The organism is Parviterribacter kavangonensis (assembly GCF_056863335.1).
Genome location: NZ_JBXPJA010000001.1, coordinates 2337391 through 2359078, shown reverse-complemented (window position 1 = coordinate 2359078; position 21688 = coordinate 2337391). Strand labels below are relative to the sequence as shown.

Sequence of the window (21688 nt, the reverse complement as noted above, 5' to 3'; positions counted from 1 at the left end):
TTGGATCCCGGCGGATGGACAACGACCTCGTGAAGCGTCTGGCCTGGTCCGGGCTGCTCGCCGGCTTCGGCGCGGTGGGAGCCATGGTGACCTCGCGGTTGGCCGCCGTGGTTTACCGACGGATCTTCAGGGAAGATCCGCCCGAGTGACCGCGGACAGCGACATCAGCGGCGGAGCCGTGTCGATGGGCGATGCCACGCCCGCCGAGCCGACCCCCACCGTCGGCCACGACCAGCAGACGAGCAACCTCCCGCCGGGCAGCGCCATGCCCGCGGGCGGCGTCCCGACCACGCAACGGCCGGAGGTCCTCGTGGGAGCAGCGTTCGCCGGTGGCTTCATCGCCGCCCTGATCCTCAAGCGCCTTGGCAGCTGACCCCGACCAGCACCGGTCCCAGCAGATCGGTCACACCGTCGCGGAGATCGCCGAGAAGGCGCAGGTCCTCGTCCGCGAGGAGATCGAGCTCGCCAAGGCGGAGGTCACGCAGAAGGCGACGAAGCTCGGCAAGGGCGCCGCGACGCTCGCCGTCGCCGGGACGTTCGGCGTCCTCGGCCTCATCTTCTTCCTGCACACGCTGAGCTGGTTCTTCTACTGGCTGCTGCCGTTCGACGACATCTTCTGGGGCTTCCTGCTCACGACGATCATCCTGTTCGTCGCCGCGGGGATCGCCGCGCTGATCGGCATCCGGTGGGTCAAGAAGGGCTCGCCTCCGACGCCGGACATGGCGATCGAGGAGGCACGACGCATCCAGGAGACGGTGAAGAGCTGATGGCCGCCGGACAACAGCGCACGCCCGAGCAGATCCGGGCCGACATCGAGGAGCACCGCCGCGAGCTCGGCGACGCCGTGCAGCGCCTGCGCGGCGAGGTGCAGCGCGCGACGGACTGGCGCGCCCAGATCGTCCGCAACCAGCAGCAGGTCCTCATCGGCGCCGCCGTCGCGGGCTTCGTCATCGGCGGCGGGATCGCCGGCGTGACCGGCCTCCTGCGCCGCCGCAAGAAGAAGAAGCGCTAGGCCGAGGCCGGCGGGACCATCGGGGGCGCGATCGTGCCCTCGATGTCGCGAGCCTCCTTGCGCGCGCGCCACCACTCGCGGATCAGGATCTGGATCGACGCGGCGATCGGGATCGCCACAAGCGCGCCGACGACGCCGAGCAGCGTGCTGCCGAAGAGCACCGCGGTCAGCACGATGAACGGCTGCACGTCGACCGTCCGCTTCTGGATCTGCGGCTGGATGAGGTTGTTCTCGAGCTGCTGGTAGAGGACCGCCCAGACCGCCCAGATGATCGTGTCGGTCGGGAAGTCGTGGAAGAGCGTGACGATCCCGATGATCACCGCGGCGATCGTCGCGCCGACCAGCGGGATGAGCGACATGACGCCCGCGAAGACCGCGAGCGGCCCGGCGAACTCGACGCCGAGGATCGTCAGCACCACGAACGTCGCCAACCCGGCCACGAACGCGACGAAGAGCGCGCCCGCCATGTAGCCGGCGACCGCCTTGGCGATGCGGTCGGCGATGTGCTCCACGCGCTCCGCCCGCGCCGTGGGCATCAGGCCGAGGGCCGCGGCGCGCCACCGCGGCGCCGCACCGAGGATGAACGCCGTCAGGACGAGGATCGTGACGAGCGTGAAGATCGAGTTGATCAGGCCGAAGCCGACGTCGCGCAGGATGCCCGCGGCGTCGCCGACCCGGCCGGGCAGCTTCGCCGCCTCCTCCTGGAGCTTCTCGGTCAGGTCGTAGTCCTGGTCGAGCTGGCGCAGGCGCTCGTTGTCGTTGACGAAGTCGCGCACGTCGGCCGCGTACTGCGGCGCGTTCTTCGCGAGGTTGTCGACCTGGTCGACGATCGGAGGGACGATGATCGCCGCCAGCGCGAGCGGCACGGCCAGCAGCCCGAGGTAGACGAGCGCGATCGCGAACCCGCGCTTCATGCGGCGGCTCAGGACGTTCACCGGGCCCGACAGCGCGACGGCGAGGAACGCGGCCGCGAAGATCCACCCGATCGGCTTGCGCAGGAGGTAGACGAGGTACAGCGCGATCGCGACCGCCACCACGACGGTGACGGCCTCGAACACCCGCCGGGCGAAGGAGCGCTGCTGCATCGAACCGTGCTCTTCGACCGCGACGGCGCGGTCCCTCCGCCCGGGCGGGATCTGGCGCTCGTCAGGCGATGAGCGACGTGGGAACGCCGCCGACGCCGAGCATGCCCGGGCCGGCGTGCGCGCCGATGACCGGACCGACCTCGGCGATGCACACCGGGTCGTTGCCGAAGACCTCGCGCCCTCGCTCCGCGAGCCGCTCGGCCTGCTCGGGCGCCTGGATGTGCTGAACGATCCACGCGTCGGCGCCGTCGGCCTGGCGGGCCTTCATGTAGTCGACCATCCGCTCGAACGCCTTGCCCGACGTGCGGACGCGCTCGATCGGCGTGATCTCGTGCTCCAGCGACAGGATCGGCTTGATCTTCAGCGCCCCGCCGAGCCACGCCTGCGCGGCCCCGACGCGGCCGCCGCGGCGCAGGTACTCCAGCGTGTCGAGGACGAACCAGATCTTCAGCGCCGCGCGTGTCGCGCGCATCTGCGCCGCGACCTCCGAGATGCCCGCGCCATGCCGCGCCTTCGCGGCGCCGGCCAGCGCCAGCAGGCCCAGGCCGCCGCACGCGGTCGCGGAGTCGACGACCTCGATCCGGCCGCGGGCCCCGTTCTCCTCCGCCTGCGCGCGTGCCTGCAGTGCGCTGTCGTACGTGCCGGAGATGCCGCTCGAGAGGTGGACCGACACGATGTCCCGGCCCTCGTCCAGCAGCGGCTGCCACACCTCGAGGAAGTCGCCGATGGACGGCTGCGAGGTCGTCGGCAGGTCGCTCGCGGAGCGGAGATCGTCGTAGAACGCGTCCTTGTCGGCGATGATCTCGGCTTCGCGCGTCAGCGCGTCGCCGCGCTTGACGTAGAGCGAGACCTCGTGGAGGTCGTACTCGGCGACGAGCTCGTCCGGCAAGTAGTGCGTTGTGTCGGTGACGATGGCGACGGGCATCGGGCGACCGCCCGCGAACATACACTTAGTCGGTGTCCAGGGTCCTCGTCACCGGGGCGACGGGCCTGATCGGCTCGCACGTCACCCGCCTCCTCGTCGAGCGCGGCGACGACGTCCGGGTCACCGTTCGCGACCGCTCGCGGCTCGACAACATCAGCGATCTCGAGGTCGAGCGGGTCATGTGCGACGTCCTCGACCGCCGCGCCGTCCGGCGCGCCATGCGCAACGTCGACCGCGTCTTCCACGTCGCCGGGCTCACGCGGCTGCGGGCCCCGCGCGAGCAGATGTTCCGCATCAACGTCCAGGGGACCCGCGTCGTCATGGAGGAGGCGCTGCGCGCCGGGGTCGAGCGCGTCGTGCACACCTCGTCGGTCGCCGCGATCGGCCCGGCGCCGTGGGGCTCGACCGCCGACGAGCGTCAGCCGTTCTCCGCCGGCGGGCTCGACATCCCGTACGTGCACGCCAAGCGGGAGGCGGAGCTCGAGGCCCTGCGCGTCGCCGCCGCGGGCCTGCCGGTCGTGATCGTCTGCCCGGCGCACGCGTTCGGTGCGGGGGACCTCTACCGCTCGTCGACCGAGCTCGTCCTGCGCTTCCTGCGCCGCCAGATCCCCGCCTACGTCGACGGCGCGCTGAACATCGTCGACGCCGAGGACGTCGCGCGCGGCCAGCTGCTCGCCGACGAGCGCGGGCGGCCCGGCGAGCGCTACGTGCTCGGCAACCGCAACTTCACGCTCGACCGGCTCTTCGCCGACCTCGGCCGGCTCTCGGGCGTCGCGCCGCCCGCGGTGAAGCTGCCGATGGCGGCGACGCTGGCGCTCGCGCGCACGAGCGGCTCGCTGCCCGGCGTGCCGCAGTTCGCGCCCGTGGAGATCCGTGCTCTCGGTCAGTGGTGGGCCTATCGGTCAACGAAAGCGAAGCGTGAACTAGGCTGGGCCCCGTCGCACCACGAGGACACGCTGGAGCGGACGATCGCCTGGTACCGCGAGCGCGGGACGACCGGGCTGGCCAAGCGGGGGACCGGACAGCCCGTCGCGTTGCGCCTGACGGGCTTCGCGACCCGGCGGGTTGCGGAGGCCGTCGACCGCCTGACACCCTGAACCGGAGCAAGGATGGCCACGCTGTACCGCTGCAAGACCCCGACCGACCGCCTCTGCCCGTGTGGACGCGTGGCGCGCGAACTACGGAAGCGCGACATCGCGGCCGATGAGGTGCGGGTGGCGTGGAGGGGACGGGATCGTGACGAGGTGCGGACGTTGAGCGGGCAGGAGCGCGTGCCGCTCCTCGTGCTGGATGGCGAGGCCATCTGCGACTCGCACCGGATCGTCGAGCACCTCCGCTGGCGGGACGCGCAGTGAGGCGCGTGCTTCGGGTCGTGGGCGCGGCGCTGCTCGTCGCGCTCGTTCCCGCCGCCGGGGCGAACGCCGAGGGGGAGCCGGTCATGCCGCTCTCCCAAGTGCGGGCCGGCATGCAGTGCGAGGTGCGCTCGGTGCTGCACGGCACGGACGTCTCGACGTTCGACGCCGAGGTGGTCGACGTGCTCGCCGGCGATCCCGGCGCCGACGCGCCGCGGATCCTCTTCCGCTTCTCCGGCCCGGCGATCGAGAGGACAGGCGTCGGCCCGGGCTTCTCGGGGTCGCCGATCGCGTGCCGCGGCGACGACGGCGTGCTGCGCGTGGCGGCCGCGATCTCCGAGTCCGTCGGCGAGTACGGCGGGCTGCTGGCGCTGGCGACGCCGATCGAGTCGATGCTGGCGCAGCCGGTCGAGCCGGCGGTGCGGTCCGGCGCGCCGTCGAGGCGCCGCGCGGCTTCCGGGCAGGAGCTGGCGACGCCCATCACCATCGCGGGGCTGTCGGCGCCGGTGCGGTCGCTCTTCACGCGGGCGGCGCGACGGCACGGGCGGCTGCTCCTCGCGTCGCCGGCGGCGCCGCGCGCGAGCTACCCGCCGCAGGAGCTGAAGCCCGGCAGCGCGGTCAGCGCCGGCCTGGCGAGCGGCGACCTCACCGCGGGCGCGATCGGCACCGTCACGTACGTCGACGACGGGAAGGTCTGGGCGTTCGGCCATCCGCTGGACGACGCCGGGCGCCGGTCGCTCTTCATGCAGGACGCCTACGTCTACGCGATCGTCAACAACCCGGTGGCGTCGGACGTCGCCACGACGTACAAGCTCGCGGCGCCGGGCAACGACGTCGGGATCATCAGCGGCGATGGGCCGAACGCGATCGCCGGGCGGCTCGGCGCGCTGCCCGACCGGTTCCCCATGAGGGTGTTCGCGAAGGACGTCGACACCGGGCGCACGCGGAACCTCAACGTGCAGATCGCCGACGAGAACGCGATCGGGCTGCCGACCGGGGCGTCGTCGCTGTCGCTCGTCGGGTCCGGTGCGGTGGCGCAGGCGGCCTCGAGCATCCTCGAGGGCGGCACGCCCGCGCGGCAGAGTGGCGACATGTGCGCCCAGATCACCGTCCGCGAGCGGGCGAAGCCGATGACGTTCTGCAACCGCTACGTCGTGCGCGGACTCGCGGCGGGCGAGGAGGGCGTCGGCGTCGGGGCGACGATGGTGTCGGACTTCGCGACGGCCGTCGGCGAGATCGACGAGTACAACTTCGGCACGCTGCACGTGACCGGCGTCGACGTGCAGTTGACGGTCGGCCGCGGGCTGCGCCAGGCGTTCCTGCTGAAGGCGACCGGGCCGAAGACGGTCCGGCGCGGCGGGACCGCGCGGGTTCGCGTGACGCTGCAGGAGGTGCGCGGGAAGGTCTCGAGCCGCGTGGTGCGGGTCAAGGTCCCGGAGGGCATCCCGACGGGGCGCCGCGCGCTCGTCTTGGAGGGCACGCCGAGCGACGAGTCCGGCGGTCTGGAGATCGACCTCGGCGACCTGCTGTTCGGCGAGGAGGACAGCGCGGCCGAGACGGGCCCGCGGTCGGTCGAGGCGCTCGCGAAGTCGATCTCGCGGCTGCGGCGCTACGACGGGGTCCGCGCGACCTTCCCGGCGCTCAGCAGCGATCAGGAGGGCAGCGAGGCGGCCGAGCGCCGCGCGAACAAGAAGCGCCGCGTCCTCCGCGACCCGGACCTCCGCCTCAGCGGGAAGGTCCGCGTCGTCGTGGACGTGCGCTGAGCGCGGCCGCGCCCCGAAGGTCTCCGCGGCCGCGCTGAAGGGCTCTCAGCCCAGGCGGTTCTCGATGCCGAGCGGCGCAGGGCCGGCCGGCTCGGGCTGCGGCGCCGCGGCGGTCTCCGCCGGCTTCTCCGCGCCGAGGACCTCGTGCAGCTCGCCGGTCTCGAACATCTCGACGACGATGTCGCTGCCGCCGACGAGCTCGCCGTCGACGATCAGCTGCGGCGTCGTCGGCCAGTTCGTGATGGCCGACAGCTCCTGGCGGATGCGCGGGTCGGGCAGGATGTCGACCGCGGCGAACGGGACGCCGACGGCCTGCAGCGCAGCGGACGCGCGGGCGCTGAACCCGCACATGGGCTGTTCGGGCGTCCCCTTCATGAAGAGGATGACCTTGTTGTCGCGGATCGCTTCCTGGATGGCGTCGCGGAGCGGGTTGTCGCTCATGGGACCTCCGTCTTGAGTTGCAGCGCGTGAACCGCCCCGCCGAGCTCGCCCGGCTCGAACGCGTCGTACACCAGCCGGTGCTGCTGCACCCGGTTCAGCCCCGCGAACGCGGACGCGCGAACATGGGCGGCGAAGTGCACGTTGTCGGCGGAGGTCACGTCGGCCTCCGCACCGGGGATGGCGGCCTCGATGCGCTGCTTGAGCTCGTCGGGCGTGGGCATCTCGAGCCAGGATAGCCACCGCTATACTTCGTGAAGCGATGCGCTACGCAGAGATCACCTTCACCGAGCTCGGCGCCACGAAGGTGCGCGAGTTCCTCGACGCGCAGGGCACCGACACGTCGTCGGCCGGCCTGCGACTTGGTGTCCGCGGCGGTGGGTGCTCCGGCTTCCAGTACCAGCTCGCGTTCGATCAGCAGCGCGACGGCGACCACGTCTTCGAGGACCACGGTCTGAAGATCCTCGTCGACGACGCCAGCCTCCCGTACGTCCACGGCTCGTCGATCGACTACATCGACCAGCTCACCGGGGCCGGCTTCCAGGTCAACAACCCGAACGTCGTCGCCGCCTGCGGCTGCGGCTCCTCGTTCCGCGTGCCGGACGAGGAAGAGGTCTCGGCGGTCTAGCCGCACGCGCGACCCTCCGCGCGCCGCGTGAGAGGTCGTCGCCGCCTCATCCTGCTTCTCCTTGCCGCCGCGGCGATCGTCGCGGCGGTCGTCGTCGTGGCGGGAGAAAGCCGCGACGACGGGTCCGGTCCGGCCCGCGTCGAGCCGCAGATCGAGCCTCCGGGGGCGGTGCCGGCCGATGCGCCGGAGCCCGCCGCGGGCGACCGGCTGCTCGCCACGGGGCTGAGCGAGCGGAACGCGAGCCTGCTTCGCGCGGCCGGCGCGCCCGAGGTCTCGCCGCAGCTCGAGCCGTGGCGCGCGCGGGTCGAGGCGCTGCGGCCGGCGTACTACCGGCTCGCCGTCGACTGGGCGCAGCTGCAGCCGTCGCCCGATGTCCCCGCGGATCTCCGCAAGCCCGACGACGGCTGCCTGCGCGGCGCCCCGCCGTGCGGCGCGTTCGCCGGGATCCGCGACGAGCTGCGCGCGGTCAAGTCGCAGCAGCAGGCGAACGGCGGCTGGGAGGTCGTCGTGTCGCTGTACGGCGTGCCCGACTGGGCGGCGCGGCCGGCGGGCGGCTGCGAGCGCCCCGACATCGCGCCGCGCTCGCGCCCGATCACGGCCGCCGGGCTGCGCGGGTACGCGGAGCTCATCACGCAGCTCCTCGAGCTCGGCCGCCTGGAGGGCGTCGCCCTGCGGTGGTGGAGCCCCTGGAACGAGCCGAACCAGCAGTTCTTCGTCAGCCCGCAGCGCGACGCATGCGACGCCTCGTCGCCGTCGCTGGCCCCGGCCGTCTACACGCGCCTCGTCCGCACCGTCCGCGATGCGCTGCGCGGAACCGGGGCGAGGCTCGTCCTCGGCGAGCTCGCCGGCGTGCGCGGGCCGTCGCCGCGGGTGACCGGGATCTCGGAGTTCGTCCGCGCGCTGCCCGACGACGTCGCCTGCGCCGGCGCGGTGTGGGCGCAGCACGCGTACGTCGAGCGTGTCACCGGCGCCGGACCGGTCGGCGAGCTTCGCGACGCGCTCGCCGAGCGGCCGTGCACCAAGGGCAAGCCGATCTGGGTCACGGAGACCGGCGTCGGCGGCGCCCACGCCGGCGAGCCGCGCCCGACCGACGACGCCACGCTCGCCGCCGGCTGCCGCGCGCTCTCCCGCCAGCTGCGCCGCTGGTCCGCGACCGACGACGTCCGCGCCGCCTTCCAGTACACGTTCCGCGAGGACCCCGCCTTCGCCGTCGGCCTCGCCGACACCGGCCTGACGCGCCTCTACCCGGCGTACGAGGTCTGGCGCGCGTGGGCGACCGCGAAGACCCCGCCAAGGACCGCGGACGTCTGCCCGCGGTGAGACACGGGGGCGGCCGGTGAGAAGCGTGAGGGCGAGGGGCGGTTGAGAGGGGAGAGGTCGAGAGGCGGTCGAGAGGGGAGAGGTAGAGAGGCGGTTGAGAGGGGAGAGGTCGAGAGGCGGTTGAGAGGGGAGAGGTCGAGAGGCGGTTGAGAGGGGACAGGTCGAGAGGCGGTTGAGAGGGGAGAGGTCGGGGGGCGGGTGAGACGGGAGAGATCGGGGGGCCGGTAGGGTCGCGGCCGTGCCGGCGACGCCGATCCAGCTGCCTCTGCCCGGTGGGTCCGAGGGGGCGGCCGTGAAGGTCCATCCGCTGCTCGTCGCTGAGGGGCCGGTTCCGCCGCAGTACTACGCCCGCGGCGACGGGCCGCTCTCGACCGTCCGCGGGTGGGCGGGTGGGCTGGCGACGCCGCGGTCGAAGTGGCCGACCCTGCCGGTGCCGGCGTTCCTCGTGGAGCACCCGACGGCGGGGCCGTTCATGGTCGACACCGGCCCGGCCGCGATCGTCGCGGAGAAGGGGATGCGGGCCGATCTCGGGAAGGTGGGCGGCACGCTGCTCAACCTCCGGATGAAGCCGGGCTGGGCGGCGGGCGACCGGGTGCGAGCGCTCGGGTTCGACCCGCTGGCGATCGGGCTCGTCGTCATGACGCACCTGCACTTCGATCACGCGGGCGGCACGGACCAGTTCAAGACGGCGACGTGCGTGGTCAGCGAGGAGGAGTGGGCCGACCCGCCGAGCATGCTCAAGGGGAGCTACGCGCATCATCGCGACGCGGTCGAGCGCTGGCGGACCGTCGCGCTGCCGCGCGAGCCGTGGGAGCAGTTCAGCCGCACCGCCGACCTGTTCGGCGACGGCTCGGTCCGGCTGCTCTTCACGCCGGGCCACACGAAGGGCCACGTCTCGCTCGCCCTGCGCCTGAACGGCGGCCGGATCGCGTTGCTCGTCGGGGACGCCGCCTACGCGCGGCGGTCGCTCGATGGGCGCGACGTTCCGCTCATCTGCCCCGACGTCGATGCGTACCTGCGGTCGCTCGACGAGCTGCGCGCGTTCGTCGCCGCGCACCCGGACTCGATCGTGGTCTGCGGCCATGACCCGTGGGAGTGGGACGCGCGCAGTGCTGAGTTGACCGCGGCGTCGTCGTAGGGCGCGTCCCGCCGCGGCGGCTTGTTGGTCGGCTCCTTCTTCCGCGTGCTCGCGGGGGCCGGCGAGGATGGAGGTTCTGCGGTTCGTGGTCGGTCGGTCCGTCGTCCGCGCGCCGGTGGGGTTAGCAACGTGCTTCACCGCCCACCCGCGTCCGCGCCTCGTTGTTGCGCGTCGCGCCCGGTGCGCTCCGTTGCCCGGGCCGTCCCGGGCCCGGGCCTGTGCTCCCGGGGATGGTTTCGCGGCGCCGGACGGAGAAGGACCGAAGGAAACGTGCACCGCGCCGGTCTGCGAGCGAGGCGGTGCACGAAACCTTCGCTCTGCGAACGGAACGTGCACCGCACCTCATCCGGGAGGCGGGTGGTGCACGAAACGTTCGCGCGCGTAAGGAACGTGCACCGCCGGCGCCGCGGGCGACGGCGGTGCACGAACCTTTCGCTATGCGAAAGGAACGTGCACCGCGCCTGCCGGAACGGACGGCGGTGCACGAACCTATCGGCGAAACCGGTGCCCAGCGGCCCACGCCCGGGCCCGGGACGGCCGGGGCGACGGAGCGTAAGAGGCGCGACACGGACAACGAGGCGCGGACGCGGGTGGGCGGTGAAGCACGTTGCTAACCCCACTGGCACGCCGACGACGGACCGACCGACCACGAACCGCAGAACCCCCATCCTCGCCGGCCCCCGCGAGCACGCGGAAGAAGGTCAAGCGGCGAGCCGGCGCGCCGGGACAGCCCGACCCACACCTACCCGTGCGACAGATGCACCCCGAGCCACACGATCACAAGCGACAGCAGGAACACCGCGCCCTCGAGCGCGTGCCACGTCGGCCGCCTCGTGTGGAGCACCGCCAGCACGACCGCCAACCCGACGAGCCCGAGCTTCACGTGCAAGGTCCCCTCGCCCCACACGTGGTAGTGGCCGGCCATGATCGACCCGGTCACCGCCAGCACGACGAGCGCGATCAGCGATCCCCAGCCGAAGCGCCGCGCGATGAGCCGCAGACCGTCGCGATCGCGGGACCGCAGCGCCGGGACCACGGCGGCGACGAGGACGAGCTGGCCCCCGACGAAGAAGGCCATGGCGAGCAGATGCAACCAGCGGGTGACGTCCATGAGGTCGGCGGGTGATGGTACGCGGCGTCCGGGTACGCAGCAGGTCATGAGCGATGACCACGGACCTCCCATCGGCTACCCCGTCCTCGCCGAGGGCACGCCGGTGCTCACGAGCGACGGCGCCGAGGCCGGCTGGGTCAAGCGCGTCCTCGCCGACGAGGGCTCCGACATCTTCCACTCGATCGTCGTGCGCACCCGCGACGGGAACCGGGCGGTGCCCGCGGCCGACGTCGATGCCCTCTACGAGAAGGCCGTCGTGCTGACGATCGATCTCGACCGCCTGGACGCGCTGCCGCACGAGGACCGAGTCGACGACTGAGGCTCCGTCGTTCCGGGCACGCCGACCGGCATGACCGAGAACGAGAACGTCCCCACCGAGGGCGGCATCACCGGCCCGCCCGACCCCACGAAGGACGCCACGACGCCGCCCGGCAACGGCGACGTCGACACCCCGGACGTCGAGAAGGGCGAAGACAAGCTCGGACAGGCCGGCGCCGGCCACTAGGCGGCGCCCGGCACCCCGGTGTCGGTGGAGTAGCCCGGCTGGAGCTGCTCGTCGGGGCGGAAGCTGCGGACGGCCTGGCCGATCGCGGTGGCCGCCTCGCCGTAGCCGGCGGCGATGAGCTTGAGCTTGCCGGCGTACGACGCGACGTCGCCGCAGGCCCAGACGCCCGGCACCGACGTCGCCATCGTCGCGGGGTCGACGCGGACGCCGCCGCGCTCGAGCTCGAGCCCCCAGCCCTCGAGCGGCCCGAGCGACGTCGTGAACCCGAGCTGAGGCAGCACGGCGTCGCAGTCGATCCGCGTCCCGTCGTCGAGCACGACCCCCGCGACGCGATCGTCGCCGACGACCTCGGCAAGCCGCGCGGGCACGTGCAGCGTCACGTCGCCCGCCTCGGCCGCCGCCCGCAGCCGCGTCACGGTCGCCTCCAACGCGCGGAAGCGCTCCCGCCGGTGGACCAGGTGCACCGACGCCGCGACGCCGACGAGATCGAGCGCCCAGTCGCACGCCGAGTCACCGCCCCCGACCACGACGACCCGCTGCCCCGCCAGCAGCACCTTCGCCGGCACGACGTAGCTCACGCCCCGGCCCAACCAGGGCGAGAGATCCAGCTCCGGCAGCGTTCGCGGCGCGACCGCTCCGTGGCCGCAGGCCAGCACGACCGCCCGCGTCGTCAAGGAGGATCCGGACGAGGTGGTCAGCACGAGCTCGCCGTCCGAGGACGACAGCCCCGTCACCGTGGTCCCGAGATGCAGCGGCACGGAGAACTGATCGAGCGTCTGGCGCCCGTGCAGCTCCACGAGCTCCCGCCCCAGCACCCGCGGATGACCGATCACGTCGTAGATCGGCTTCTCGGGGTAGAGCGCCGTGAGCTGGCCGCCGACCTCCGGCAGCGCATCGACGATCTGCACCGACGCCTCCCGCATCCCGGCCCAGAACGCCGCGGACAGGCCGACGGGCCCCGCGCCGATGACCGTGATGTCGGTCAAGCTAGGTCGCGGCGAGCGCGACCGGCTCCCCGTCGAGCGCGTTCAGCGCTCGCTCGACCGAGGCCGAGATGCAGGTGAAGGTCGGCGTGTCGCGCAGCGTGTACGCGGACGACTCGGTGGTGCGCAGGCGCTGGACGAGATCGAGGAAGTCGGCCGGCTCGTCCGTCTCGAACGCCACGACGAACTCCTGGTCGTCCAGCCCGAACGAGTAGGAGGTGTTCAGGTCGACGCTGGGGAACTCGCGGCCGACCTTGATGTGCTCCTGCATGATCCGCCAGCGCTCCTTGGCGTCCAGCCCGTACCACGCCCGCGTCTTCACGAACGGGTAGACGAACAGGTACTTCCCGTGGGCGGGGCGGACCTCGAGGCGCGACTCGTCGGAGTACTCGGACTCCTTCGTCATCGCCAGGAACGAGTAGGGGATCGACGTCCACTTCATGAGGCCGCTCTGGCCGAGCACGACGTGGAAGTCGTGGATGTGATCGAGGTTCACCGCCTGCGACAGGAGCATGAGGTCCGCGTCGCCGCGCGTGCCGATCAGCGAGAAGGCACGCAGCAGGTGGTCCTCGGCGAAGTCCTCGCAAGCGGCCATGAACTCGCGCTTGCCACGCTCGCGCTCCTCGGCCGGAAGCCGCCGCCAGGCAGGATCCAGCTGAAGGAAGGTGTACTTCACGAAGTGTCGTCGTGGCACTTCACCGAATATAGTCCAGGCCGTGCGGATCGCCCTCGTCTCGCCGTATTCGTGGACGTTCCCCGGGGGTGTCACGCGTCACATCGAGGCCCTTGCGCAGGAGCTGCTTGCGCAGGGCCACGACGTGCGCGTGCTGTCGCCGGTTGACCGGGACACGCGATTCACCGCGTGGGCCCATGCCGGCGCACGCCCTCAGGCGCGCGAGCTGCCGGACTACGTCATCCCGCTCGGCGGCACGATCGGCTGGCCCGCCAACGGTGCGGTGTCGAACGTCAACGGCACGCCCTCGGCGATCGCCCGCCTGCGCCACGAGCTGCGCACGGGCGGCTACGACGTCGTCCACATCCACTCGCCCGAGGCGCCGATCATCGCCTGGGACGCGGTCCTCAGCTCGCCCGCGCCCGTCGTCGCGACGTTCCACGCCTACTCGACGAGCCGCGTCTCGCAGGTCGGGTCGAACATCGCCGGCGCCGCCCGGCGCTTCAACCGCATCGCCGTGCGCCTCGCCGTCTCCGAGGCCGCCGCCTGGACGGGCAGGCGCTTCTGGGGCGGCCGCTACGCGATCATCCCGAACGGCGTCCACGTCCCGGCCGAGACGCCGGCGAAGCCCGACGACGACGTGCTCGAGATCGCGTTCATCGGCCAGGCGGTCGAGCGCAAGGGCTTGCCCGTGCTGCTGCGCGCCTTCGAGGCGCTGCGCGAGCACGTCCCCACCAAGCTGACGCTCGTCGGCCCGACCGCCGAGGAGGTGGCGCCGCTGCTGATGGACGACCGCGGCGTCACGGCGCTCGGCAAGGTGAGCGACGAGGAGAAGGCCGAGGTGCTCGGCCGCGCCGACGTCCTCTGCGCGCCTTCGCTGGGCGGCGAGAGCTTCGGGATGGTCCTGACGGAGGCCTTCGCCCACGGCACGCCCGTCGTGGCGAGCGACATCGCGGGCTACCGCGACGTCGTGCGCGACGGCGTCGACGGCCTGCTCGTCGAGCGCGGCGACGCCACCGCGGTCGCCGCCGCGCTGCGCGACCTCGCGCTCGACCCGGCCCGGCGCCGCGCGATGGGCGCGGCCGCCCGCGAGCACGCCGAGCGCTACGCCTGGCCGCGCGTCACCGCCGAGGTCCTCGACGCCTACGAGACCGCGATCGCCCAGCCGCAGCCGGAGACCGCAGCGGCCCGCGTGGCCGCCGCGCACGGCTTCCGCCCGGCCGACGGGGAGGGGTGGCTGCCGCCGCAGCGCCTCCCGACGCTCGAGCCCGCCCGGCCGCGCGCCTGGACGCCGCTGGCGATCGCCCGTCGGCTCGTGCTGCTCGTCGTCGCGATCGCCGCGCTGGCCGGGGTGTGGGTCGCGCTGCAGCGCATCGGCGTCGACAAGATCGTCGAGTCGCTGCTCGCCGCCACGCCGGTGTGGGTGATCGCCGCGCTCGGCGTGATGTGCTCCTCGATGGTCCTCCGCGCCCTGGCCTGGCACGCGATCCTGCGCGCCGCCCTGCCGCGGACGCTCGTCAGACGCCGCGACACGATGCAGGGCACGTCGATCGGCGTGCTCATGTCGGCGACGCTGCCGGCCCGTCTCGGCGAGCCGTCCCGCGCGCTCGTCGTCGCCCGCCGCCTCGGCCGCGCGCGCGAGCACTTCCCGGTCGTGCTCGGCACGATCGTCTCCCAGACGCTGCTGAACATCGTCGCGCTCGTGATCCTCGGCGTGACGATGCTCTCGACCGTCGACGTCTTCCGCGACAACCACGCGCTCGTCGGCGTCACCGTCGCCCCGCTGGCGGTGCTGCTCGCCGTCCTCGTCGCGCCCGCGATCGTCCGGGCCCGCGGCACCGGCGCGATCGGCGCCGCGCTGACCCGCGTCCGCGAGGGCCTCCGCGTGTTCCGCCGCCCGAAGCTGGGCGCGACGGCTGCCGCCGCGCAGCTCATGGCGTGGGCGCTGCAGTGGATGTCGTGCTACCTGCTGCTCGTGGCGCTCGGCCTGGATGACCGGGCCGGGTGGGGCGCCGCCGCGGCCGTGCTGTTCGCCGTCAACGTGACCGCCGTGATCCCCGCGACGCCCTCCAACCTCGGCGTCTTCCAGGCCGCCTGCGTCGTCGTGCTGGGCGCCTACGGGGTTGGCCAGGCGGATGCGCTGGCCTACGGGATCATCCTGCAGGCGGTGGAGATCGCGACCGCCGTGGCGATGGGCGCGCCCGCGCTCGTGAAGGAGGGCGTGTCCTGGCGCGAGGTGCGCCTGCGGGCGATGCACACAAGTCCGGTGCAACTCCCCCCCATTTCCCGGGAGTCGGGGGCCATCTCCGGGTAATGGCCCCGTGAGATGGCTTTGGAGTACGACCAGACCGACCCGATACTGGAACTGCAGACGACTGCGGAGCGCGTCGAGCGCTTCCGCATGATCCACGAGGACGCCGTCCGCGACCTGCGCGACCACATCGCTCGCGCACGGGCCGCCGGCTGCGATCACACCGAGATCGACGAGGCGATCCGGCGGGCCCGCCAGAGCGTGGGCCGCTTCTCCCGCCTCGCGGCGGTCGAAGACCTCGTGGAGTAGCGCGCCGAGCGCGCTAGCGTCCTGCGCCCATGGACCAAGTGAACCTGGGCGCCACCGGCCTGCGCGTCTCCCGGGTGTGCCTCGGGATGATGAGCTACGGCAACGACAGCGAGCGCCCGTGGGTGCTCGACGAGGACGCCGCCGAGCCGATCGTGCGCGCCGCATGGGACGGCGGCATCACGTTCTTCGACACCGCCGACACGTACTCGGCGGGCGCCAGCGAGGTCGCGACCGGCCGCCTGCTTCGCAAGATCGGCGTCCAGCGCGACGACGTCGTCGTCGCGACGAAGGTCTTCTTCGGCGTCGGCGAGGTCGGCGAGAACGGCCGCGGCCTGTCGCGCAAGCACATCCTGGCGGGCATCGACGCATCGCTCGAGCGGCTCGGGATGGACCACGTCGACCTCTACCAGATCCATCGCTGGGATCCGCGGACCCCGATCGAGGAGACGATGGAGGCGCTACACGACGTCGTCCGCGCTGGCAAGGCCCGCTACATCGGCGCGAGCTCGATGTTCTCGTGGCAGTTCGCGAAGGCGCAGCACGTCGCCGAGCGGCACGGCTGGACGCCGTTCGTCTCGATGCAGAACCACTACAACCTCCTCTACCGCGAGGAGGAGCGCGAGATGATCCCGCTCTGCCTCGACCAGGGCGTCGGCGTCATCCCGTGGAGCCCGCTGGCGCGCGGTGTGCTCGCCGGCAACCGCGGGCGCGGCGGCGAGAAGCGGACGACGCGGGCGCAGACCGACGGCTTCTCGGACTACCTGTACTCGGACGCCGACTTCGACGTCGTCGACCGCGTCGCCGAGGTGGCGGAGCAGCGGGGCCTGCCGCCGGCGCAGGTCGCGCTCGCGTGGCTGCTGCACAAGCCGGGCGTCACGGCGCCGATCGTGGGCGCCACGAAGCCCGGCCACCTCGAGGACGCGCTGGCGGCGGCGACGGTGGAGCTGAGCGACGAGGAGATCGCGCGGCTGGAGGAGCCGTACGTGCCGCACCCGGTGCTCGGCCACGCATGAGCGACGAGCCCGTCCGCATCGACCGCTGGCTGTGGGCGGCGCGGCTGCACAAGACGCGCGCCGTGGCGGCCGAGGCGGTCAAGGGCGGGCTCGTCCACCTCAACGGGCACGCGGTCAAGCCGAGCCGCGACGTCCGGCCCGGCGACCGCCTCGAGGTCACGCGCGGCGAGCTGCGCCTCGAGGTCGTCGTGCGCGCGACGTCGGCGCGGCGCGGGCCGGCGAAGGAGGCGCAGCTGCTCTACGACGAGACGCCCGAGAGCGTCGAGCGCCGCGAGCGGCGCGCGGAGGAGCGCCGCCTGGCGGCGCCGCCGGTGATCGAGCCCGGCGCGCGCCCGACGAAGCGCGACCGCCGCCGCCTCGAGGAGCTGCGGGGCCGCCGCCGGTGACCGCGTCCCAGATGCGCGACTGGCCGCCGATCGACGATCCCGAGGTGCTCGCCTGGGTGGGGCTCGACCACGACGCGTGGGTGGCCGAGCTGCTCCGGCGCGTCAGAGGGTTCGGTCGCCGCACCTTCACCGAGGAGGCGTACACGCATGCGCTCGCGTACCCGTGGGAGCGGCCGGGCGGCTCGTACGTCCTGCGCGACGGCGAGGTCACGGTGCTGGCCTCGCTGCCCCCGGAGGACCGCCGAGAAGTCGAGGCGTCGCTGATGGCCCGGCGGCATCCGCTCGTCGCGTTCGGGGCGAACGGCGCGCCGACTCGGCTCGCGACGCGCTTCGGCGACTTCCCGGATCCCGCGGACCGCGATGCGCTCGTCCTCACCGGCGACCTGCACGACGTGGACGTGGGCGCTCAGGCGCTGCCGAGCGCGTTCGCGACGGTGCCGGGCGCGCTCATCGTCAGCCCCGGCACGGCGGTGCGGGCGGCGGTCCTCTGGCTGACCACGCGGCAGCTCGCGACGATCGTGCACCACGAGCTCGGCTACCGCTTCGGGCGGCTCGAACGCGCGCACTTCGTGGCGGACGACGACGGCGTCGAGGTCGACCAGCTGTTCGCGTTCGTCTCCCGGACCGGTGCCCTGCGCCTCGACGGCGAGCCCGTTGCGCTTGCCGCCGTGCCCGCGTCGGGCCGCACGGCGCGAGCGATGACCCAGGAGGAGCTGCTCGAGGCGATCGGCCGGCTCGCGCTCGGCCCGGAGACGACCGCGCGCGAGGTCGCGCGCCGGTGCCTCGAGGACACGCCGGCGCTCTTCCGCGAGGTCGCGGCCGTGACGTGGCCCGCGGCCCTGCGGCTGCCCGCCGACCACTGGACCCCGTATCCCGTTGGCTGAGCTGCCCGAGCGTGTCCGCGGGCGCGTCGACGACGCGTTCGCCCCGGCGGCCGAGGCGTTCGGGAAGCTGGTCGCGCGCGGCCGGGGCGGCGGCGCGCTGGTCGTGCGGCTGCGCGGCGCCACGGTGCTCGACCTCTGCACCGGCTGGACCGACCGGGTGGGGACGCGGCCGTGGACGCCCGAGACGCTGGCCTTGAGCTTCTCGACGACGAAGGGCGTCGCCTCGACCGTGCTGCACCGCCTGGCCGAGCAGGGGCTGCTGGCGTACGACGAGCCGGTCGCCACCTGGTGGCCCGAGTTCGCGGCGGGCGGCAAGGGGCGCGTGACGGTGCGCGACCTGCTCACCCACCGGGCCGGCCTGTGGAGCGTGCGAGCGGTCGCCTCGTCGCCCACGGACCTGCTCGATCACGTCCTCATGGAGGAGCGGCTGGCCGCGCAGGCGGTCCACGCGCCCACGGCGCGGTCGGCGTACCACGCGATCACGTACGGGTGGCTCGTCGCCGGGCTGGCGCGGCGGGTGACCGGGGGGCGCGGGCTGGCCGAGCTGGTGAAGGCCGAGGTCGCCGAGCCGCTCGGCGTGACCGGGCTGCACATCGGCGTCGGCGAGACCGTGCGCGACGTCGTCGCGCAGCCGGTCGGGTCGGCGCTGCGGCACCTCGGCGCGTCGTCGCGCGTCATCACGCCCGTGCTCACGCGCGCGCGGGTCACGCGGGCGTTCCACGACGCGCTGATCGCGCCCGGGTTCCACGAGCTGTTCGAGGGCTCGGAGCCGTCGATCTGGGGGACGGAGATGCCGGCGGTCAACGGCGCGCTGAGCGCGGACGCGCTGGCGCGGCTGTACGGCGCGCTGGCGAACGGCGGCGCCGACGCGGGCGCGCGCCTGCTCTCGGAGGACACGGTCGACGCGCTCGGCCGGGTCCAGGTCCGCACGGCCGACGCGGTCCTCGGCCTGCGGATGCGCTGGCGCCTCGGCTACCACCATGCGTTCGGCGCTGGCCGCGAGGCGCCGCGGGCGTTCGGCCACTACGGCTACGGCGGCTCCGGCGGCTGGGCCGACCCCGACCTCGGGCTCTCGCTGGGCTTCGTCACCAACCGCATCGGATCGGTCACGACCCCGATGGCCGATCTGACGCTCTACCGGTTGAGCCGCGTCGTCCGCCAGTGCGCGGCGGGCGTGGCCGGCTAGCGGCCGCCGAGCCGCACGTCGCGCAGCCAGGCGATGGTGCCGGCGGACGCGACGAGGCTGACGAGCGCCATGACGAGGCTGCCGCGGTGCACCCACTGCGCGGCGGCGACGAACCAGCCGAAGGCCGCCGCGAGGGCGATGCACTGCAGGACGACTCGCGGGGACCACGACTTGGAGATCGAAGGCATCCCCCGCGCCCTGCCCGGGAGACGGGGGGTGCTAAGCGCGGTGCCCGTTCGCCATCCGCGTCATCACGTGGTCGTGCCACTCGACGACCTTCCGCGCGGCGGTCTCGGCGTCGCCCCGCAGCGTGATGTGCTCCTCGGCGTCGCGCAGCGCCTCCGCGACCCCGTCCTCGCGTGCTCCCTCGCGCAGCCGCTTGCCGACCGCCCCGACGTACGCGTCGTACTCGTCCCGGGCCTCCGGGACGCCGTAGACGCCGATCGGGTCCCACCACACCAGCAGCAGGTCGCGCAGCTCCCGGCTGCCGTTGTGCTTCCACCAGCGCTGCCAGTTCTCGAGGGGGAGAGGCTCCGTCACGGGGGCGGAGCATGTCATGACGGTCAGCGGGTCAGCTCGTAGACCCCGCGCCACTCGACGACGAGCCGCTCCTCCTGGACGCCGATGACCACGGCGACGTCGTGGCAGCTGGGGCAGCGCAGGACGACGCCGGCGGACTGGTGGGCGCGGTGCTCGCCGATCGGGCGGCGGTCGCCGCAGGACTGGCAGGTGCGCAGGACCGAGGTCATGTCCGCGCCGGCGATCTCGCCGAGCAGGCCGGCGATCCCGTTCCCGTCGATGTGCTCCATCATCGCCCTCCCGTGGGGCCGAAGCGTTCGGTGTGGATGTTCCGCGTGGCGTGGCCGGTGGCGACGAGCAGCTCCGCCGCCGCCTCCACGAACGGCGTCGGGCCGCACACGAAGCAGCGGGCGCCGGGGCCGGGGGAGACCTCGGCGACCATCTCCGCGTCGACCCGGCGGGCGTAGCCGGTCCAGCCGGGTGGCGGCTCGCGGGTGTAGGTCCGCCTGATCGTGAGACCGTCGGCCGGTTGGAGCGTCTCGAGCTCGTCCGGGTAGAGGACGTCGTGCGGCGTGCGCGCCGAGATGAGGACGCTCGCCTCGGTGGTGGCGGCGCGCGCCTCGCGGTGGCGGAGCATCGACATGAGCGGCACGAGCCCCGAGCCGCCGGCGAGGAGCAGGAGCGGGCCGGGTTCGTCCGCGGACCAGGTGAAGTGGCCGCCGATGGGGCCGCGGACCTCGAACTGGTCGCCGGCACGGAGGTCGTCGACGAGGTAGGGCGAGACCTCGCCGTCGTCGACGCGGTCGATCGTCAGCTCGAGGACGCCGGCCTCGGGGGCGGAGGCGATCGAGTAGGAGCGTTGCGCCTGGTAGCCGTCGTCCGCGGTCAGGCGGAGGTCGACGTGCTGGCCGGCCCGGTGCCGCGGCCAGTCGTCGACGTCGAGCACGAGCGTGCGGGCCCGCTCCGTCTCGCGGACGACCTCGCGGACCGTCGCGGTGCGCCAGAGCAGGCGGTTCAGTCGCCCCAGTACCGCTGCTCGCGCCACGGGTCGCCGTAGTTGCTGTAGCCGTACTGCTCCCAGAAGCCGGGCTCGTCGTCGATCGTGATCGTCAGCCCGCGCAGCCACTTCGCGCTCTTCCAGAAGTAGAGGTGCGGGACGAGCAGGCGGACGGGCCCGCCGTGCTCGGGCGCCAGCGGCTCGCCGTCGTACTCGTAGACGACCCATGCCTTGCCGTCCGTCAGGTCCTCGAGGGGCACGTTCGTCGTGTAGCCGCCGTCGCACCACGCCGTGACGTAGTCGCCCGACGTGTCGACGTCCTGCAGCAGCGTGTCGATCGCCACGCCCTTCCACGTCGTGTCGAGCTTCGTCCACTTGGTGACGCAGTGGATGTCGACGGTGACGTTCTCGGCGGGCAGCTGCAGCAGCTCGGTGAAGGTCCAGCCCTGCAACTCGTCAACGGCGCCGTCGACCGAGAGCGACCACTCGTCGAGCGGCGTGTGCGGCGTCGGGCCGGCGGAGAGCACCGGGAAGTCCCGGGTGAGGAACTGCCCCGGAGGGATCCGCGAAGGATCCGCCTCCGGCTCGCGCCGCCGGTGGAATCCCCGGCTGATGGGAGGCATGCACCGACCGTACGCCTGCCGCACCTCGCCGCGCAACCCCCGGGGTGCCTGGTACCTCGGTACCAGGCACCCCGGTGCCTGGCACCTAGCGGACCTGGGCGGTCACGGCGCCGGCGAAGCTCACGACGTCGCCGGGGTGGAGCGTCGCGACGGCGATCCGGCGGTCGTTGACGAAGAGGCCGTGGCGGCTGCCGAGGTCGCGGATGGTGCAGCGGCCTCCGCGGGTGCTGACGAGCGCGTGCGTCCTGGAGATCAGGGAGTCGGTGAGGACGACGTCGTTCTTGGATGAGCGGCCGATCGTCCACGTGTGCGGGCCGGCGGTGAGGTCGAGGAAGTCGAGCCCGGGGACGTCGAAGTAGAGGCGGGTGCAGGCGTGGTCGCGGGCTATCCGGGTGCGGAAGCGATCGACGAGCCCTCTGCGCAGGGCCGGGAGGTCCCAGGTCACCGCGGTAGCGTCCTCCGGGGCGTGGAGCGCGGTCTCGACGCGCAGCTCGTACGTCTCGGGCGTCAGGTTGCCGGCGGTGTACTGCTCGGCAAGCTGATCGAGCACGTCCTCATGCCGGCGCAGCGCGGCCATTCAGGGATCA

General features: G+C 73.2%; 31 protein-coding genes. 18 read left to right on the top strand and 13 right to left on the bottom strand.

The window, feature by feature from the left end:
- Nucleotides 1-14: 14 nt before the first annotated feature.
- The 4 genes from AC1UE4_RS12070 to AC1UE4_RS12055 are packed head-to-tail and all read left to right on the top strand — an operon-like array spanning nt 15 to nt 1012.
- Nucleotides 15-149 (top strand): hypothetical protein, encoded by a 135-nt coding sequence (locus AC1UE4_RS12070; RefSeq protein WP_482917474.1) that lies wholly within the window; start codon nt 15-17, stop codon nt 147-149.
- Nucleotides 146-373: a hypothetical protein gene (locus AC1UE4_RS12065; RefSeq protein WP_482917473.1), complete on the top strand. Its 228-nt coding sequence runs from the start codon at nt 146-148 to the stop codon at nt 371-373. Before AC1UE4_RS12070 ends, AC1UE4_RS12065 begins: the two co-directional genes overlap by 4 nt.
- Complete coding sequence (locus AC1UE4_RS12060) at nt 363-767, top strand: phage holin family protein (protein ID WP_482917472.1); 405 nt, start codon at nt 363-365, stop codon at nt 765-767. Before AC1UE4_RS12065 ends, AC1UE4_RS12060 begins: the two co-directional genes overlap by 11 nt.
- On the top strand, nt 767-1012 hold the full coding sequence (locus AC1UE4_RS12055) for a DUF3618 domain-containing protein (RefSeq protein WP_482917471.1): 246 nt from the start codon (nt 767-769) through the stop codon (nt 1010-1012). Before AC1UE4_RS12060 ends, AC1UE4_RS12055 begins: the two co-directional genes overlap by 1 nt.
- Here the strand turns inward: AC1UE4_RS12055 and AC1UE4_RS12050 are convergent.
- Together AC1UE4_RS12050 and AC1UE4_RS12045 are read right to left on the bottom strand one after the other, a co-directional pair.
- Nucleotides 1009-2097: an AI-2E family transporter gene (locus tag AC1UE4_RS12050; RefSeq protein ID WP_482917470.1), complete on the bottom strand. Its 1089-nt coding sequence runs from the start codon at nt 2095-2097 to the stop codon at nt 1009-1011. The two genes, AC1UE4_RS12055 and AC1UE4_RS12050, sit on opposite strands and share 4 nt — an antisense overlap.
- Nucleotides 2098-2158: 61 nt before the next feature.
- Nucleotides 2159-3022: a DegV family protein gene (locus AC1UE4_RS12045; protein ID WP_482917469.1), complete on the bottom strand. Its 864-nt coding sequence runs from the start codon at nt 3020-3022 to the stop codon at nt 2159-2161.
- Between the two features lie 32 nt (nt 3023-3054).
- Between AC1UE4_RS12045 and AC1UE4_RS12040 the strand changes: the two genes are divergently transcribed.
- The 3 genes from AC1UE4_RS12040 to AC1UE4_RS12030 are packed head-to-tail and all read left to right on the top strand — an operon-like array spanning nt 3055 to nt 6137.
- A complete protein-coding gene (locus tag AC1UE4_RS12040) occupies nt 3055-4119 on the top strand; it encodes an SDR family NAD(P)-dependent oxidoreductase (protein WP_482917468.1) in 1065 nt (354 codons plus the stop codon).
- Nucleotides 4120-4131: 12 nt separating this feature from the next.
- Entirely contained in the window at nt 4132-4377 is a 246-nt protein-coding gene (locus AC1UE4_RS12035; RefSeq protein WP_482917467.1) for a glutathione S-transferase N-terminal domain-containing protein, read from the top strand.
- Nucleotides 4378-4382: 5 nt separating this feature from the next.
- Nucleotides 4383-6137, top strand: coding sequence for a hypothetical protein (locus AC1UE4_RS12030; protein WP_482917466.1), 1755 nt, complete (start codon nt 4383-4385; stop codon nt 6135-6137).
- A 45-nt stretch (nt 6138-6182) separates the two neighbouring features.
- Here AC1UE4_RS12030 and grxD read toward each other — a convergent pair whose 3' ends face one another.
- Both grxD and AC1UE4_RS12020 read right to left on the bottom strand, forming a co-directional pair.
- On the bottom strand, nt 6183-6578 hold the full coding sequence (grxD, locus tag AC1UE4_RS12025) for a Grx4 family monothiol glutaredoxin (protein WP_482917465.1): 396 nt from the start codon (nt 6576-6578) through the stop codon (nt 6183-6185).
- Entirely contained in the window at nt 6575-6799 is a 225-nt protein-coding gene (locus AC1UE4_RS12020) for a BolA/IbaG family iron-sulfur metabolism protein (RefSeq protein ID WP_482917464.1), read from the bottom strand. The genes grxD and AC1UE4_RS12020 overlap by 4 nt, the downstream gene beginning before the upstream one ends.
- 38 nt (nt 6800-6837) lie before the next feature.
- On the opposite strand from AC1UE4_RS12020, the gene AC1UE4_RS12015 reads away from it, so the two are divergent.
- From AC1UE4_RS12015 to AC1UE4_RS12005, 3 genes are all read left to right on the top strand, one after another.
- Nucleotides 6838-7203, top strand: coding sequence for a HesB/IscA family protein (locus AC1UE4_RS12015; RefSeq protein WP_482917463.1), 366 nt, complete (start codon nt 6838-6840; stop codon nt 7201-7203).
- Nucleotides 7204-7230: 27 nt separating this feature from the next.
- Complete coding sequence (locus AC1UE4_RS12010) at nt 7231-8523, top strand: hypothetical protein (RefSeq protein WP_482917462.1); 1293 nt, start codon at nt 7231-7233, stop codon at nt 8521-8523.
- A 238-nt stretch (nt 8524-8761) separates the two neighbouring features.
- Nucleotides 8762-9661 carry an N-acyl homoserine lactonase family protein gene (locus tag AC1UE4_RS12005; RefSeq protein WP_482917461.1) on the top strand — a complete coding sequence of 300 codons (900 nt, stop codon included), beginning with the start codon at nt 8762-8764 and terminating at the stop codon, nt 9659-9661.
- A gap of 742 nt (nt 9662-10403) precedes the next feature.
- Here AC1UE4_RS12005 and AC1UE4_RS12000 read toward each other — a convergent pair.
- Nucleotides 10404-10772, bottom strand: a complete 369-nt coding sequence (locus tag AC1UE4_RS12000; protein WP_482917460.1) for a hypothetical protein — start codon at nt 10770-10772, stop codon at nt 10404-10406.
- Between the two features lie 46 nt (nt 10773-10818).
- Between AC1UE4_RS12000 and AC1UE4_RS11995 the strand changes: the two genes are divergently transcribed.
- Together AC1UE4_RS11995 and AC1UE4_RS11990 are read left to right on the top strand one after the other, a co-directional pair.
- Nucleotides 10819-11091 (top strand): PRC-barrel domain-containing protein, encoded by a 273-nt coding sequence (locus AC1UE4_RS11995; protein ID WP_482917459.1) that lies wholly within the window; start codon nt 10819-10821, stop codon nt 11089-11091.
- A gap of 30 nt (nt 11092-11121) precedes the next feature.
- The gene (locus AC1UE4_RS11990) at nt 11122-11277 is read left to right on the top strand and encodes a hypothetical protein (RefSeq protein ID WP_482917458.1); all 156 of its coding nucleotides are present in this window, start codon (nt 11122-11124) and stop codon (nt 11275-11277) included.
- On the opposite strand, the gene AC1UE4_RS11985 is transcribed toward AC1UE4_RS11990, so the two are convergent.
- Nucleotides 11274-12263 (bottom strand): NAD(P)/FAD-dependent oxidoreductase, encoded by a 990-nt coding sequence (locus AC1UE4_RS11985; protein ID WP_482917457.1) that lies wholly within the window; start codon nt 12261-12263, stop codon nt 11274-11276. The two genes, AC1UE4_RS11990 and AC1UE4_RS11985, sit on opposite strands and share 4 nt — an antisense overlap.
- 1 nt (nt 12264) lies before the next feature.
- Nucleotides 12265-12954: a chlorite dismutase family protein gene (locus AC1UE4_RS11980; RefSeq protein WP_482917456.1), complete on the bottom strand. Its 690-nt coding sequence runs from the start codon at nt 12952-12954 to the stop codon at nt 12265-12267.
- A gap of 22 nt (nt 12955-12976) precedes the next feature.
- On the opposite strand from AC1UE4_RS11980, the gene AC1UE4_RS11975 reads away from it, so the two are divergent.
- Genes AC1UE4_RS11975 through AC1UE4_RS11950 form a run of 6 tightly spaced genes read left to right on the top strand, consistent with a single transcriptional unit; the run spans nt 12977 to nt 18962 of the window.
- Nucleotides 12977-15247, top strand: a complete 2271-nt coding sequence (locus AC1UE4_RS11975; RefSeq protein WP_482917455.1) for a glycosyltransferase — start codon at nt 12977-12979, stop codon at nt 15245-15247.
- A 12-nt stretch (nt 15248-15259) separates the two neighbouring features.
- The gene (locus tag AC1UE4_RS11970) at nt 15260-15493 is read left to right on the top strand and encodes a hypothetical protein (protein ID WP_482917454.1); all 234 of its coding nucleotides are present in this window, start codon (nt 15260-15262) and stop codon (nt 15491-15493) included.
- Between the two features lie 29 nt (nt 15494-15522).
- Entirely contained in the window at nt 15523-16506 is a 984-nt protein-coding gene (locus tag AC1UE4_RS11965; protein WP_482917453.1) for an aldo/keto reductase, read from the top strand.
- Nucleotides 16503-16892, top strand: coding sequence for an RNA-binding S4 domain-containing protein (locus AC1UE4_RS11960; protein WP_482917452.1), 390 nt, complete (start codon nt 16503-16505; stop codon nt 16890-16892). Before AC1UE4_RS11965 ends, AC1UE4_RS11960 begins: the two co-directional genes overlap by 4 nt.
- Nucleotides 16889-17776: a hypothetical protein gene (locus tag AC1UE4_RS11955; protein WP_482917451.1), complete on the top strand. Its 888-nt coding sequence runs from the start codon at nt 16889-16891 to the stop codon at nt 17774-17776. The genes AC1UE4_RS11960 and AC1UE4_RS11955 overlap by 4 nt, the downstream gene beginning before the upstream one ends.
- Entirely contained in the window at nt 17769-18962 is a 1194-nt protein-coding gene (locus tag AC1UE4_RS11950) for a serine hydrolase domain-containing protein (RefSeq protein ID WP_482917450.1), read from the top strand. The genes AC1UE4_RS11955 and AC1UE4_RS11950 overlap by 8 nt, the downstream gene beginning before the upstream one ends.
- Here the strand turns inward: AC1UE4_RS11950 and AC1UE4_RS11945 are convergent.
- From AC1UE4_RS11945 to AC1UE4_RS11920, 6 genes are all read right to left on the bottom strand, one after another.
- Nucleotides 18959-19150 carry a hypothetical protein gene (locus AC1UE4_RS11945; protein WP_482917449.1) on the bottom strand — a complete coding sequence of 64 codons (192 nt, stop codon included), beginning with the start codon at nt 19148-19150 and terminating at the stop codon, nt 18959-18961. The genes AC1UE4_RS11950 and AC1UE4_RS11945 overlap by 4 nt on opposite strands.
- A 31-nt stretch (nt 19151-19181) precedes the next feature.
- On the bottom strand, nt 19182-19502 hold the full coding sequence (locus AC1UE4_RS11940; RefSeq protein WP_482917448.1) for a hypothetical protein: 321 nt from the start codon (nt 19500-19502) through the stop codon (nt 19182-19184).
- A gap of 23 nt (nt 19503-19525) precedes the next feature.
- A complete protein-coding gene (locus tag AC1UE4_RS11935; protein WP_482917447.1) occupies nt 19526-19771 on the bottom strand; it encodes a DUF6510 family protein in 246 nt (81 codons plus the stop codon).
- The gene (locus AC1UE4_RS11930) at nt 19771-20526 is read right to left on the bottom strand and encodes a ferredoxin reductase (protein ID WP_482917446.1); all 756 of its coding nucleotides are present in this window, start codon (nt 20524-20526) and stop codon (nt 19771-19773) included. The genes AC1UE4_RS11935 and AC1UE4_RS11930 overlap by 1 nt, the downstream gene beginning before the upstream one ends.
- Nucleotides 20496-21101: a sulfite oxidase-like oxidoreductase gene (locus AC1UE4_RS11925; protein WP_482917445.1), complete on the bottom strand. Its 606-nt coding sequence runs from the start codon at nt 21099-21101 to the stop codon at nt 20496-20498. Before AC1UE4_RS11925 ends, AC1UE4_RS11930 begins: the two co-directional genes overlap by 31 nt.
- Before the next feature lie 85 nt (nt 21102-21186).
- Complete coding sequence (locus AC1UE4_RS11920; protein WP_482917444.1) at nt 21187-21678, bottom strand: FHA domain-containing protein; 492 nt, start codon at nt 21676-21678, stop codon at nt 21187-21189.
- Nucleotides 21679-21688 lie beyond the last annotated feature (10 nt).